The 14,391-nt window shown below is 69.6% G+C and carries 11 protein-coding genes; 5 read left to right on the forward strand and 6 right to left on the reverse strand.

What is annotated here, in order from left to right; translation table 11 throughout:
• Nucleotides 1-160: 160 nt before the first annotated feature.
• Nucleotides 161-1,672, reverse strand: a complete 1,512-nt coding sequence (locus tag D7X55_RS04685) for a glycosyltransferase family 39 protein (RefSeq protein WP_121722351.1) — start codon at nt 1,670-1,672, stop codon at nt 161-163.
• A 101-nt stretch (nt 1,673-1,773) separates the two neighbouring features.
• On the opposite strand from D7X55_RS04685, the gene tesB reads away from it, so the two are divergent.
• A complete protein-coding gene (tesB, locus tag D7X55_RS04690; protein ID WP_120549266.1) occupies nt 1,774-2,643 on the forward strand; it encodes an acyl-CoA thioesterase II in 870 nt (289 codons plus the stop codon).
• 18 nt (nt 2,644-2,661) lie between these two features.
• On the opposite strand, the gene D7X55_RS04695 is transcribed toward tesB, so the two are convergent.
• Nucleotides 2,662-3,228, reverse strand: coding sequence for a hypothetical protein (locus tag D7X55_RS04695; protein ID WP_121722352.1), 567 nt, complete (start codon nt 3,226-3,228; stop codon nt 2,662-2,664).
• Nucleotides 3,229-3,315: 87 nt separating this feature from the next.
• Complete coding sequence (locus D7X55_RS04700; RefSeq protein WP_121722353.1) at nt 3,316-4,545, reverse strand: heparin lyase I family protein; 1,230 nt, start codon at nt 4,543-4,545, stop codon at nt 3,316-3,318.
• Nucleotides 4,546-5,078: 533 nt separating this feature from the next.
• Here D7X55_RS04700 and D7X55_RS04705 point away from each other — a divergent pair.
• Nucleotides 5,079-6,872 carry a sigma 54-interacting transcriptional regulator gene (locus tag D7X55_RS04705; protein WP_120549269.1) on the forward strand — a complete coding sequence of 598 codons (1,794 nt, stop codon included), beginning with the start codon at nt 5,079-5,081 and terminating at the stop codon, nt 6,870-6,872.
• A gap of 8 nt (nt 6,873-6,880) precedes the next feature.
• Here D7X55_RS04705 and D7X55_RS04710 read toward each other — a convergent pair whose 3' ends face one another.
• Nucleotides 6,881-8,254 carry a hypothetical protein gene (locus tag D7X55_RS04710; protein ID WP_121722354.1) on the reverse strand — a complete coding sequence of 458 codons (1,374 nt, stop codon included), beginning with the start codon at nt 8,252-8,254 and terminating at the stop codon, nt 6,881-6,883.
• 440 nt (nt 8,255-8,694) lie between these two features.
• Between D7X55_RS04710 and D7X55_RS04715 the strand changes: the two genes are divergently transcribed.
• Nucleotides 8,695-9,411: a class I SAM-dependent methyltransferase gene (locus D7X55_RS04715; RefSeq protein WP_120549271.1), complete on the forward strand. Its 717-nt coding sequence runs from the start codon at nt 8,695-8,697 to the stop codon at nt 9,409-9,411.
• Nucleotides 9,412-9,423: 12 nt separating this feature from the next.
• Nucleotides 9,424-10,257, forward strand: a complete 834-nt coding sequence (locus D7X55_RS04720; protein ID WP_120549272.1) for a ThiF family adenylyltransferase — start codon at nt 9,424-9,426, stop codon at nt 10,255-10,257.
• A gap of 80 nt (nt 10,258-10,337) precedes the next feature.
• Here D7X55_RS04720 and D7X55_RS04725 read toward each other — a convergent pair whose 3' ends face one another.
• Both D7X55_RS04725 and D7X55_RS04730 read right to left on the reverse strand, forming a co-directional pair.
• A complete protein-coding gene (locus D7X55_RS04725) occupies nt 10,338-10,790 on the reverse strand; it encodes a DofA protein (protein ID WP_120549273.1) in 453 nt (150 codons plus the stop codon).
• Nucleotides 10,791-11,163: 373 nt separating this feature from the next.
• Nucleotides 11,164-13,608, reverse strand: a complete 2,445-nt coding sequence (locus tag D7X55_RS04730; RefSeq protein ID WP_233609584.1) for an acylase — start codon at nt 13,606-13,608, stop codon at nt 11,164-11,166.
• Nucleotides 13,609-13,883: 275 nt separating this feature from the next.
• On the opposite strand from D7X55_RS04730, the gene D7X55_RS04735 reads away from it, so the two are divergent.
• The coding region (locus D7X55_RS04735) for a phosphatidylcholine/phosphatidylserine synthase (RefSeq protein ID WP_121722355.1) at nt 13,884-14,391 on the forward strand (508 nt) is incomplete at its 3' end.

Genomic DNA, 14,391 nt, shown 5'->3' on the forward strand with positions numbered 1-14,391 from the left:
TCTCCTCGGGTGAAGCCGCCGGACGGGACCGGCGGGCTCCGGGGTGGAGCGCTCCCTGCTTAGGTCAGACGCTTTTTAAGAATGAATTGCGGTTATTCCTGAGTAGATGTGAATTTCGCGAAACTTAGTGAATCCATGAACTTGGAATGTTCACTGGCAGTCAGGGTTGGGGCCAGAGCCGGACGCGGTCGTCCTGGATGAGCTTGCCGTTCACCGCGTCGGTGGTGCCGCTGGCCATGAAGCGGCGGGGCGTGTCGCGCGCGGCGAGGAGCGCGGCCTCCACCCAGAGCAAGAGCAGCAGCGCCCCGGCGAACACGGGCAGCCTCCGGGCCACGCCCGCGTGGCGCTCCCCCAGGATCTTCAAGGGCAGCACCAGGAGCGGCAGCAGCGCGGGGAAGACGACGAGCAGGCCGCGCGCGTAGCCAAAGAAGGCCAGCGTGACGAGCACCCGGTGCAGCACCACCAGTGACAGGAGCCGGAAGGGCGCGTGCGCGGGCTTGAGCGACAGCAGCATCCCGGCGAGGAGCAGCGCCGCCAGGGGCCACTTGAGCCACCCCGCGTCCGGGACGAACACGTCCACCGGGGCGCGCTCGCCGGTGAGCCCCCCGGGCACGTCCGACACGCCAATGCCCAGGCGCAGTCCGTCCAGCCACAAATCCAGCTTCGTCCAGAGCAGCCGGGCCGCGTCGCCGGGCGCGTCCAGCATCCAGCGCAAGCCTTCCGCGTAGCCGTGCAGGAGCAGTCTGCGGTGCTCCGGGCGGGAAGGGTCCAGCTGGCCGTTGCTGCCGCCCTGATTGATGAGGGCCGGGGTGAAGCCCCCGGTGGCGCCCGGGTGGTTGGCCATCGCGAAGTTGAGCGGGCCATACACGGTGACAGGCACCCACCGCGGCAGCGGCTCCAGGTGTGGTGCCCGCGCGTTCAACTCGCGCATCGTGTCCAGGTTTCGCAGCGCGGAAGGGACGAGCACCAGCAGCGACACGCCCACCGCCGCGCCCCAGCGCACGGCCCAGGGCTTCCATGACCCAAGCTCCGGGGCCCGTTCCCGCGCGGTCCACGCATACACACACAGGAACGGCCACAGCCCCAGGTGCTCCGCGCGGGTGAGCGTGCCCAATCCCATCACCGCGCCCAGGGCCAGCACCTCGGGCCAGGACGGCGCCCGGCCTCCCACGCGCAAGGCCAGCGCGCAGGTGAAACACAGCCACAGCGCGGACACGGTTTCATTGCTGTACGTGGTGGACAGCACCAGCCACCCGAAGCTCGTGGCATACAGCCCCGCCGCCACCAGGCTCCACGCCGTTCCCAGCAGGCGCCGCCACCAGCCCTGGCAGAAGGCCACCGTCGCCGCGCCCACGCAGGCGAGCGCCAGCTTGTACGGCAGCGCGCTGCCCCGGGGCTCTCCCAGCACCCGGTACAGGAAGCCCAGGAGCGCGGGGAACAGGGGCGGGTGGTAGGGCAGGGCGGCCGGGACTTCACGGCCCCGGGCCAGGTCCAGCGCGGCGGTGTGGAAGAAGCGCGCGTCGCCCGCGAAGAAGACGGAGAAGGGCCAGTCCCGGTCCGGCGCACCCGCCAGGTACAGCCCGCGCAGGAGCAGGCTGGCGGCGAACGTGGCCGCCATGCCCCAGGCCGCCGGGTGCCGCCGGACGGCGTCTCGCAGGGAAAGCGGGGCCATGGGCTCCTCCGCGGAAGAAAGGCGCCGCACTCTACATTGGCCCAGGCGCGGGGGCCGGCGGCTGGAGTAGAGACGGGGTGCGTCAAAACGGGAGGACGTACATGAGCCGGGTGCTGGATGAGCTGTTGGGGCTCCTGAAGCTGGAGCCCATCGAGGAGAACCTGTTCCGTGGCTCGAGCCAGGACCTGGGCTTCCGGCAGCTCTTCGGAGGGCAGGTGCTGGGTCAGTCCGTGTCCGCCGCCAGCCAGACGGTGGAGGCGCAGCGCACGGTGCACTCGCTGCACGGCTACTTCCTGCGCCCCGGGGACGCGGGCCTGCCCGTCGTCTACACCGTGGACCGCGTGCGCGACGGCGGCAGCTTCACCACCCGCCGCGTGGTGGCCATCCAGAAGGGCCAGCCCATCTTCACGCTGATGGCGTCCTTCCAGGGGGAGGAGCCGGGCTTCACGCACCAGGCCACCATGCCGGACGTGCCGCCGCCGGAGTCGCTGCCCACGGACCTGGAGCTGCTGGGCCGCCACGCGAACCGGATGTCGGAGCGGCACCGGGAGAAGTTCCTCTCCGCCAAGCCCATTGAAATGCGCCCGGTGACGTACGTGGACCCCTTCGAGCCCAGGGCCGAGCCGCCCGTGAAGCACGTCTGGTTCCGCGCCGACGGCGCCATGCCCGACGAGCCCCAGGTGCACCGCTACGTGCTCGCGTACGCCAGCGACTTCAACCTGCTGGGCACCGCGCTCCAGCCGCACGCGCAGACGTTCCTCCAGCCGGGCTTCCAGATGGCCAGCCTGGACCACGCGCTGTGGTTCCACGGCGACCTGAAGGTCAACGACTGGCTGCTCTACACGATGGAGAGCCCCTGGGCCGGCAACGCCCGGGGCCTGGCGCGCGGGCACGTCTTCACCCGCGACGGGCGGCTCGTCGCCTCCGTGGCCCAGGAAGGACTGCTGCGCCAGCGCCAGGACGCGCGCTAGCCGCGCGAGCCTGGGACGTCAGAACGCGACGCCCGGGACGGCGCGCGGGCGGGGGCCGCCCATGTCGATGGTGCCGCCGCCGCCGCCCGGCTCCGAGCCGGTGGTGGGCTTCAGCAGCATGGTCACCACCACCATCGACCCGAGCACCGCCGCGCCGATGGAGCCCGTCAGGAGCAGCGTCTTGCCCAGGCTGAACTCGCGCAGCTGGGCGTGGTCCACCTCGGACAGGGACACCTCCATCGCGGGCGCGGGGGCTCCGGACGTGGAGCCCTCCAGCGGCACGCCCCGGAAGCGGTCCGCGTCCACGCCCACCTGGATGTAGCGCTGGAACTCCGCGTCCGTCCGGTCGGAGCCCAGCGCCAGCGGCGTGTCCGAGCTGAACTCGTGCGGCTGGCCCTCCACGTCCCGCACCGTGCGGTGGCGCTCCGTGGGGCGGTTGAGCAGCACGTCGCCCAGCTCCCGCATCAGCGCCGCGTTGTCGTCCCGGAAGCCGTCCAGCCGCGTGAGCTCCGGCTTGGGGATGGCGTAGGTCGTGGTGCAGGACGCGAGCAGGGACAGGGCGGTCAGCGCGGCGCACAGACGCATGGGACGGCTCCTCGAAGAGACTTGCTTTCCCGAGAAAGCCTATCCCGGAGCGTGCCCCGGCGCCTACCGGGGCACGCGGCCGGTGTCTCACTTCAGCTGGTAGTTGGCATCCAGCACGTCCGCCTTCGAACGGCCCATCACCCAGCCGTCGTGGTAGACGACGCCCACCGGCGCGATGGTGTCGTTCCGGTACAGGCCAATCTTCAGGTAGTTGAGCTGCCCGGAGAACTGCGTCGCGATGTAGCGCTTGGGCAGCACCAGGTTGCCGTTGTAGTACAGCTCCACGAAGCCCACGGTGGCGTTGGGCGACCACTTCACGTGGAAGATGAAGTCGTGCCACGCGTTGCGCACCAGCGGCGTGCGCCAGACGATGACGCCCGGCGAACCGCCGATGTTCAGCCGCATCTCCTCGCCGTAGACGTAGAACTCCACCGGCGGAGAGCCGCAGCAGCCGTCGTGGTGCCACTGGGTGAAGAGCTGCCAGGTATTCACGCTGGGGAAGTCCGGCGCGAAGCGCGTGCTCCAGCGGTACCAGTACTCGGAGCCGGAGGGCTCCTTCGTCTGCTTGAAGATTTCGTTCCGGTTGCCGCTGGAGTTGATGGGGTCATCGCCCTGCTTCACCGTGGCCTTGAGGGCGAAGCCGCCCTCGCGCAGCGGCGATGAGACGACCTGGAGCCGGTCCGAGGACATCATCTGCGTGCCGTCCCACTGGCTGCGGTCACCGGACTCGAAGTCGCCCCGCCACACGATGCCGCCGGGGTTGGTGGGAGGCGGCTGCGTCGTGGTGCCGGCGCACGGGCGCGCCTCCGCGATGCTGGCCCAGTCATTGAGGGTGTTGCCCTGCACCGTGACGCGCACGCGGCGCGCGCTCACCGACGTGAAGGCGTACGTCTCCGCCGCGGTCGTCGTCCCCAGGCTCTTGCCGCTGTACACCTGCGTATAGGTGTAGCCGTCCGGTGACACGGAGATGGTGAACGTGTTCGCGCGCTTGTTGCCCTCGTGCCACGCCACCGACACCGCGCCCACGGCCTTGGTGGCGCCCAGGTCGTAGTCAATCCACTGGCCCTTGCCCAGGCTGCTCCAGCGCGTGGTGAGCTGATCATCCAGCGTGTTCGCCGCGACGCTGCCGGCGCCGTCGTCGCCGCTGGCCTTCACGCTGGCGGGTGTCAGCTGTGTGCAGCCGGTGGTCGTCAAATCCTCGCCAGCCGAATCAAGCGACGGCTGGCGGTCATCCACGGGAAGGGAACCATCCGGAGTGCCGCAGCCGGCGGCGCCCAGGACGAACAACGTTTCAACCAGGAGGAGGGTTTTCTTCAAGGGGGTGGCCCAGGGGGAAAGGTCAGGCAGTAAAAGGCCATGCTCCGAAGACTGGAGGCGGGACACGGCCGGGGAATGTCTGGCTTTGCGGCGGGGCAATCCGGCAGCAGCAAAGGCCGCCGTACTCCAAGGTGATAAACCGAATATCGAAGTTCTATTTCGAACACAAGCGACGCCGAGCCCGCCTGCATGCCAGGCAGGCTTGGATTGAAAAGACAGACATCAATTTCAGACGGCCCGGTTGGAATCGTTCAACACACCGGCAGGGGAGACACGGCCCGTCGCGTGGGATGCGTACCGCCGGAGCACGGCGTTTCATGGCTCGGGTTGTGGTGCGGTGTGGGGTGTCACGCGCACCACGCCCAGGCAGGGCATTTCGGACCCGTGTCCAATGGCGACGTGCCGGGGGTACACCCCTTTGCCGCCGACTTGCGATGACGGAAGAATCAGGCAGAACCCCCACCCCCAATGTCCGTGGACTTCCAGGATGCCCGCCGCGCGGCGGCCATGAGGCCGGTCAATTGACGCACCCCATGTCGCGCCCCGTCTCCGAGCAGGTCGCACGGAGCGAGCGCAAGCCGCTGTACGTGAAGGTGGTGACGCAGCCGGCGCTGCATGGCTGCTGGTCCGTCAACATCAGCGAGACGGGCATCGGGCTCATCGCCACGCCGCGCCGGCCCTCTGAAGGCCCGCACGAGAACGAGCCGGTGGAGATGGCCTTCTCGCTGCCGGACACGGGCGCCCACGTGCGGGTGCACGGCACGGTGCGCTGGCGCCACGACACGGCGGGAGCCGGGGGCACCGTCGCGGCGCTGGGCATCAGCTTTGGCGCCTTCGACGCGGCGGACGGCGTGAAGCTGGCGCGCTACCTGGCCACGGCGCACCTGCAGGTGGTGGTGGCCTTCGCGTCGGACGACGAGACGCGCGCGGTGCGCCAGGCGCTGGACGGCGTGGCGTCTCCGCACTTCGCCGCCGCCGCGGAGGACGTGCACGCGCTGCTGACGCGCGGGGACATGGCGGCGCTCATGGTGTGCGGCCAGGACGAGTCGCGGGCGCTCGCGCTGGTGGAGTCCCTGGCGGAGCTGCGCGCGGAGGTGGACCCCACGGGGGCGGGGCCCCCCAGCGACCTGGCCCCGCGCATCGTCTACTGCGCCCCGGCGGCCCCGGACCGGCTGGTGGCGCTCTTCAACGCCGGCCGCATCTACCGCGCGCTGGGGCCGTGGCCGGACCCGGACGTCCTGCGCGAAGCGGTGCTCCAGGCGGGGCGCGAGCACGGCTTCCGCACGGAGCAGTGGCGCATGGCGCTGGAGCTGGAGCGCAACCTCATGCGCGAGCGCGCGCTGGCCCAGACGCCGGTGGTGGGCGTGGGCCGCCATGGGGAGGACGTGGGCTTCCGCAGCCCGCCCATGCAGCGGGTGATGGAGATGGTGCGCCTGGTGGCCCCCCACCGGGTGGCGGTGCTGCTGCAGGGCGAGACGGGCACCGGCAAGGAGGTGCTGGCGCGCATCCTCCACCGGCTCTCCGGCCGGGGGGACTCGCCGCTGGTGGTGCAGGACTGCGGCGCGCTCACGGAGACGCTGCTGGAGAGCGAGCTGTTCGGCCACGTGAAGGGGGCCTTCACCGGCGCGGTGTCGGACCACCCGGGCCTCTTCGTGCTCGCCAACGGCGGCACCATCTTCCTGGACGAGATTGAGAACACCACGCCCAACCTCCAGGCGAAGCTCCTGCGCGTGCTGGAGACGGGCGACATCCGCCCGGTGGGCGGCACCCAGGTGCGCCACGTGGACGTGCGCGTGGTGGCCGCGAGCAACCGCGACCTGGGCGAGGAGGTGCGCGCCGGCCGCTTCCGCGCGGACCTCTTCTACCGGCTCAACAGCTTCACCATCGACATCCCGCCCCTGCGCGAGCGCCCGGAGGACATCCCGGAGCTGGCCCGCACGTTCGTGGAGCAGTTCAACCGCACCCTCAAGCGCTCCGCCACGGGCGTGGCGCCGGACGCGGACGAGGTGCTGCACGGCTACGGCTGGCCGGGCAACGTGCGCGAGCTGCGCAACGTGGTGGAGCGGGCGGTGCTGCTGTCCCGGCCCGGGGAGATGCTCACCCGGCGCCTGTTGCCGCCCGCGCTGCTCAGCAACACCGTGCCGCGCGCGGACCCCACCGGGGACGGCTCGCTCCGGGCCCGGCTCCAGCAGGTGGAGCGCGACCTCATCCGCGAGGCCCTGGAGCGCCACGGCGGCGTCCTGCGCCGCGCCGCCGTGGCCCTGGGCATGGACCCCGTGACGTTGGGCCGCCGGGCCCGCCGTCACGGGTTGTGGAAGGCGGAGTAGCCCCGCCCTCAGTGCGCCCGCATCCACTGGAGGATGGGCTGCCACACGCGCACGCGCGCGTCCCGGGCGATGAACAGGTCCGCGTGGCCGAAGTCCAGCGCGCGCTGCGACTCCGGGCGGGTGCGCACGATGAAGTGGGTGACGTCCTTGCTGCCCAGGAGGCGCGTGGAGTACTCGCCGTAGCGGCCCACGCCGCCCCCCGCACCCACGTACAGCACCGGCACCTTCACGTCCTTCAGGTGGTCGTCATAGGGGACGTCCAGGCCGCACAGCTGCTTCTCCGTCTCCACCACCTCGTTGAGGCTCTGGTAGGGCGCCGCCAGCTGGAAGTAGTCGAAGAGGGTGGGCTCCGGCGTGAAGGCCGTCCTCTCCGGCGTGCCGTTGATGTCCGGGATGCTCCCGGCCAGGTGGTAGTCCGGCGTCAGGGCCCGGAACTTGTACTGCGTGAAGAGGGCTTCGGTCTTCCCCGCGGCGACGATGGCGAGCTTGCGGTTGGTCACGCCACCGAGCGCCTCCGGCGCGCCGGGAGGGAAGCCATTGGGATCCTGGTCCGCCAGCAACCCCATCTGCTTCACCGGCAGCCCCGCCCCGGCCCCCAGCAGGCCGCCTTCCGTGCGGCCCTGGTCGCGAGAGGTCTGGAGCGCCACGTACCGGTCGCACGCCCACTCGCGCTGCTTCACCGCGTCCGGCCCGAAGCGCACCGGCATGTCCATGGGCACGAAGCCGTCCACCCGGCGCAGGGCGCGCGGACGCTGCGACTCCGCGTCCAGGTACGCGTACCCGATGGTCGCGCCCCGGCTCCAGCCCAAGAGGAACATCCGGTCATCGCCGCCGTTGCCGCCCAGCCGCCGCACCACGTCCGCCAGCGCCAGGCTGGTGCCCACGTCCTTCACGTGCGTCTGGATGTTCCAGTCCGCCATGAAAGCGAAGTCCGTCTCCGGCTCCGGCACCCCCACCCACCGCAGGTCCAGGCCCCACACGTCCACGTCCTCGCTGGCCAGGTACGCCGCCAGCGAGCGGTCCTCCGGCATCGTCGTCACGCAGGTGTTGGTGAGGAACGCGGGCGCGAAGCCCCACAGGTCCCCGTGCACCATGAACACCGCCCGGCGGGTGCGCGCCGGGACCCACGGGTAGGACTCCCGCACCACCCGGTGCACCGTGATGGCGTCGTACTTCCCCGTGCCCACCCGCACCTTCCAGCTGTAGTGCGCCAGCCCGCTGCCCAGCACCTCGCGCTTCGTGCTGGAGGCCACCAGGCCCGCCGCCATCAACGGACGCGTCCACGGATCCGCCTGGATTGCCAGCTCGTGCGCGTCCCCCGGATTCGCGCGCAGCGCCACGAACACCACCACCACCACCCACAGGCTGAACGTCCTACGCATACCGACCTCGACTCGCATTGAGGGTCCCCCACGCAGACAAGCACCAGGCTCCGACACCCGGTGCCTCCCGATGCAGGCCTTCCCAGAGCACCTTCCGCGCCAGGGCCCAAGTGGTTGAATTCATTGGAGCTGCCCCGTGGGGCAAGCTTCACCGGTGAAGGCCGCCGGACGCGCGTCCCAGCGCCCTCCGAGTGAAGAAACGCGGGACTGCCCGTGCTTCAATGCTGAGACATGCGGACCACGGATGGCGCGGCCCCATCTGGACTGAACGGACACCCCCGCCGGCCCGCCAGGGTGTGTTTGTTCATTCAATCCAACACACACATCTGAAACAGGCAAGTCCTGGATGTTAGGGGAAGACGGCGGGGCAATCGCCTGGGGGAGGCGGCCCGGGGGACAACACCAGGTCTCACCCTGACTCCCCGCGAGGGGGAGGCCCCATGCCCGAGACCGTCTTCGTCGACAACATCTGGAACGACTTCGCGCACAGCTACGATCAGATGATCCCCGAGCTGCCCTGCTACCAGCGGCAGCGCGAGAAGATCCTCCGCGACACCCGGGAGCGCTCCTACGTCATCGACGCGGGGTGCGGCACGGGGCTGGTGAGCGAGCCCCTGGTGCGCCGGGGCCAGCGCGTCGTCGGGTTCGACAACAACCAGGCCATGCTCGCCCTGGCCGTGCGCCGCCGCGCGATGGAGCCGGAGCCGGTGCGCGCCCGCTGGACGCTCCTGCCCGGGGACGTGTCGTCCTTCCCGCTGGAGGTGGAGGGGGCCGCGGACGCGGTGGTGATGAACAACGTCCTCTTCTACGTGCGCGACCCGGAGGCCGTGCTGCGCGAGGCCTGGACGCACCTGAAGCCCGGCGGCGTCCTGTGCATGACGAGCAACAAGCGCCCCCGGCCCAACCTGGAGCTGGTGCTCAAGAACTCCATCCGGGAATGGGAGGCGCAGGGACGGTGGACGGAAGCCCTCCAGCGCGCGGTGAACCACCACCGCACCTGCGCCCAGAAGCTCACCACGGACCCCAACGAGATGGTCACCTTCCTGGACACGGACCAGGCCGTGAAGCTGCTGGAGAAGGTGGGCTTCAGCGAGGCGCTGGTGGCCGACGGCGACGACTACTACGGCGAGAACTTCTACGTCTGCATGCGCAAGTAGGGAGGCCCTCTCATGACGAACGTGAACCCCCGTTTCCAGCGCAACCTGGGCGTCCTCCACCCGCAGACCATGGACAAGCTGGCCAGCACGCACGTGCTCGTCGCCGGCGTGGGAGGCGCCGGAGGCCAGTGCGCGGTGGACCTGGCGCGCCTGGGCTTCGGCTGCCTGACGCTCGCGGACTTCGACGTGTACGAGCGCCACAACATCAACCGGCAGATTGGCTGCTTCGAGAGCACCCTGGGCCAGTTCAAGGTGGACGTGGTGGAGCGCATGTGCCGGGACATCCACCCGGACCTGCGCGTGCACAAGGTGAAGGAGGGCATCACCGACGACAACGTGGCCAGCGTGCTCCAGGGCGCGGGCGGCCTGCCGCCGGTGGACTACGTGGTGGAGGTCATCGACATCGCGGGGGCCCGCGCCAAGGAGTCCCTCCACCAGACGTGCCGCCAGGCGGGCATCCCCATCATGACCGGGCTGATGCTGGGCTTTGGCGCCGCGCTCCACGTCTTCCAGCCGGACGCGCCGCTCTACGAGGAGATGTTCATCCTCCCGGACGGCCGCATCGACCTGCCCAAAATCATCCCGCACCTGGGCAGCTACATGCTCCAGGAGTACATGGACGCCTGCTACCAGGGGAAGGGGCACGCGCCCACGTGTGTGATTGGCGCCACCACCGCCGCGGGGCTGATGGTGAGTGAAATCATGCGCGGGGTGATGCTGGGGGCCCGCGCGATGGTGTCCTGGCCCGAGTACCTCTACGTGGACCTCTTCGACCACCGCTACGTGCGCGGCTCCGTCAGCGCCGCCCGTCCGGGCCGTCCGGTGGGGCAGGGCGCGAGGGGCTGAACAGCCGCGCGGGTGCTGCGCTTCCAGAGCAGGGGGCGGGGCCGGGGGCCCGTATCCGGGCCCCCGAATCCCCCCGGGGACTACATCACCACGCCGCGCGACCGCGCTTCGTTCACCACCTGAGTGCCATCCACCCCCAGCCGCCGGGCGATGAAGCCCGCCGCGCCGTCCGCGTTCTTGTGCACGCGGATGAACTGGTCGTCATACGTGCGCGTGACGATGAGCATCCCCGACACGATGACGCGCTGGAGGTTGTGCTGCAGTTCGTTGCCTTCGATGATGACGTGGATCTCCGAGAACAGCGCTCGCGCGTCCGACAGCATGTTGGACAGGTGGCGGCGCTGCTCGCTGTTGGGGACCGCGGACTTCGCTCCCGCGATGGTCACCAGCACCAGCGGCTGCTGCTGGTGCTGCTGATACGCGTTCTGCATCTTCTGGAACACCTGCTGAATCTCTTCCGGCGTCGGTGGAGCGTCCCAGCGCAGGAAGAAGACCTTGTCGATGACGTCTGTCTTGTAGACCGGAAGTGCCATGGCGTTCGCGACTCCTTCGTGTCAGGCCCAGCGGCCGTCCCGGCCGGTTCGCTTCCAGGCGTTCTCCCCTGGGCCTGGGGGACAATCCTGCCCTTCACCCGCGGTCAAGAAACTAGCCCTGAAGGCTGACATTGCTGAGACGACACATCCCAACGGGCCTGACGGCGTCACGGACTGTGTACTCGCCTCGCGGACCCCCTTGGATGTTCGCTAGCGGATGTTGAATACAGACGCCAGGGCCGCCGGCCCTGTCTGCCTATTCCGTTCCTTGTGACAAGTTTCAACGGCGACTCCCCGTGAAAACAAGAAGGCCCCGGGAGCACGGTGGCTCCCGGGGCCTCCTGTGAGGCTTCAGGCCGTCAGGTGGAGCGGACTACCCGCCGGAGACGGTGGTCTCCACCAGGTTCTTGTCGGCGGCGATCTGCGCGTCCGTGAAGAGGATGGGGCGCCACTGCTTCTGGGAGAACAGCGCCGTCTGGTCCGCGTAGTTCGGGGACCGCGGGTCGCCGGACTGGCTGTAGGTCAGCACGGCGTTGGCGTTGGGGCCCGCGTCGGTGAACTGGAGCGCCATGATGAAGGAGCTGCCGTTGTTGATGGGGTAGCCCTCCGCCGCCAGCAGGGTGTTGCTGTTGAACGTCGCCGAGTGCGGCTGGGCGAAGTCGAACACCGTGGTGCGGGCGGCGCCGAAGGACATGACGTTCGTCACGCCCTCGCGGTGCATGCCGCCGTGCAGGGGGATGCGGGCGCCCGAACGAGAGGTGAACTGCAGCTCGCCCAGCGTCTTGTCCAGCGCGATCTTGGAACGGTTGATGGTGAAGACGGCCTGCGCCAGCTTCACCAGCACCGGGTCGTCACCCGTGGCCGGGGCGGCCGTCAGGGTGTTGGGCGTGGCGATGGGGTTGGCCGGGTCGAAGGCCACGTCGAACAGCGGGCCCTTGTTGAGCAGCTGCGCGCCGGTGTAGGCGCCCAGGAACTCGCGGAAGATGAACGCGCCCTTCTGGTCCACGTCGTAGCGGCCATTCCAGCCGGCCAGCAGCGCGCAGGCCTCGCTGATGTCCACGACGTTGTCCTTGCCGGTGGTGTCCTTGTAGGTGACCGTCGTCTTGCCCGTGCAGCGCTCCACGACGGAAGCGCGCAGCAGCTCCTCCATGGAGCTGCGGTTGCTGAACACGGCCGTCTTCAGCTCGTCGAAGGTGAACTTGCCGTCCGCGCCGGAGGCGCCCGTCTCGGAGACCTCCGTGAGGACCTTGGCGTTCATGCGCGTGCGCGGCGACTGGGGGACGTTCTCGAAGCCGTGCAGCGGGGAGAAGCCGGTGATGGGCGCCGCGGGGTTGGCCAGCCAGTAGCTGTCGTTCGCGTTGAAGACGAAGTCCTTGCGCTCCAGCTGCGGCACCTTGGTGAAGGGCACCAGGCCGGGGCTGCGGGAGCCCGGCTCCACCTGCCACTCGTTGGCCGGGTCGCTTCCGTTGAGCACCGTGAAGCCCAGGGCCTGGAAGACGCCGTAGGTGACGTTGAGTCCGGGCGTGGTCGCCTCGGTGGCCCACTTCGTGTACGCGTCCTTGGTGAGGTTGGGCGTGGGCGTGGCGTCCGTGTACCAGGCGTTGCCGTCCTTGTCGGCGAACATGGTGTTCACCCAGGGCAGGCCCTGCTCGGAGGCGTAGACGGCCTTGAACTCGGCCAGCGTCTTGGCCTTGTTCATGCCGTGGAACTGGTCCAGGAACTTGGTGTTTTCGATGTTCGCGTCACGCAGCGTGAGCGCCGTCTGGGCGTTCCAGCCCAGCGTGCCGGCCGGGAAGCCCGGGGCCGCCGAGTCCGGGAAGGCGATCATCGGGCCGTAGTGGCTGAAGTAGACGGTCTGCGAGTAGTTGGTCAGCGACCCCTCCGACAGCTTCACCAGGATGGAGAAGGTCTTGGAGGTCATCGCGCGCTCCTCGGTGCCGTACTTGTAGACGGTCGGCTTCCCGGGCACGAGCTGCAGCTGGTAGATGGTCGCGCGCTGGCCGGCGGAGAACGTGTGCGTCCAGGCCACGTTGTCGTTGAAGCCGATGAGCACCGCCGGCACGCCCATGAGGCCCACGCCGTAGACGTTCATCTGGCCCGGCACGGTCAGCTGGCTCTCCCACAGGCGCAGCTCGCCTTCCCAGGGGAAGTGCGGGTTGGCCATGACCATGCCCTTGCCGTTGTCGGTGCGCTCACCGCCAATGGCCCAGCCGTTGCTGCCGAAGTCAGACGTCTTCAGCTTGTTCAGCTGCTCCAGGGACGGCATCTGCGGGCGCAGCGCGGCCTGCTTCGGGTCCACGGACTGCGCGCTCACGGTGGGGGGCGTGGCGGACGGGATGGTGAGCGCCAGCGCGTTGATGCCCGCCAGCAGCGTCAGGTCCGTGTTGTACGCCAGCAGGTCCACCGGGGTGATGGGGCGCACCCAGGGGGCGTTGGCGCACTCGGCGGGACGCGCCTCCGGGGCGGTGTCCTCCAGGTACTTGTTGTAGCCGGCCACGTAGCCGGTGACCATGTCCTGCATCTCCTGGGACAGGGTCGGGAAGGCCTTCTCCGCGCGCCCCATCAGGTCCATGGCCAGGTACGCGATGTCGCTGCCCACGTGCCGGTTGCCCGGGCCCTGGCCCAGGAAGCGCGCGCGCTCGCCGCGCACCTTGAGGATCTGATCCGCCAGGGTGCAGACGTGGTCCTGCGCGAAGGCATAGCCCTGGCCGAAGCCCAGGCTGCCGTAGCTGTCCGCGGTGATGTGCGGGATGCCGTAGGACGTGCGCTTGATCTTCGCGGTGTACTTCGGCGCCGCCGGGCCGGGGCCCGGGTCCACGGGCTTGGGATCCTCGTCACAGCCGGCGGTGGCCAGCAGCGCGAGGGACGCGAAAAGAGAGAAGGAAAGACGGCGGGTCCGGACAGAACGGAACCCCCCGCGGGAAGGGAGATTATCGGGGATGTGCTCGGGCATGGCGGCCCGGAGACTAGGAAGGTGGCGATTCGCCGGTCAATGTTTCTGGGATTTGACTTTTCCACGGAGATGGAACGCCCGGATGCGATGCGTCGCGGGTTTGGGAAAGCCGGAAAGACGGTGTGTGTTACACGGGGGCCATGACGCCCGAGTCCTCGTCACCGCCCGCGGCCCGCCGCCAGCGCCGCCACTTCTCCATGATTCGCACCTTCGTGCTGGCGGACTTCGTCACGCTCGGTAACGGCTTCTCCGGAGCAGGGGCCATCCTGGCGGCCATGCAGTCGCTGGCCACGGGCAACCCACGCTGGCTGTGGGTGGCGTTCTGCCTGATGCCGGTGGCGCTGGCGATGGACGTGGCGGACGGCCGCATCGCCCGGTGGCGCTTCCGCAAGTCGCCGCTGGGCGCGGACCTGGACTCGCTGGCGGACGTCATCTCCTTTGGCATGGCGCCCGCGGCGCTGGCGTTCGCGGTGGGCCTGCGCGGCAACCTGGACGTGGCGGCGCTGCTCTACTTCGTCGCGTGTGGCATCAGCCGCCTGGCGCGCTTCAACGTCACGTCCGCGGAGCTGTCCGACGGCACCGGCAAGGTGAAGTACTTCGAGGGCACGCCCATCCCCACCAGCCTCCTGCTGGTGATGGTGCTGGCGG

It is taken from the genome of Corallococcus sp. AB049A, from assembly GCF_003668885.1.
Taxonomy (GTDB): Bacteria; Myxococcota; Myxococcia; order Myxococcales; family Myxococcaceae; genus Corallococcus; species Corallococcus interemptor.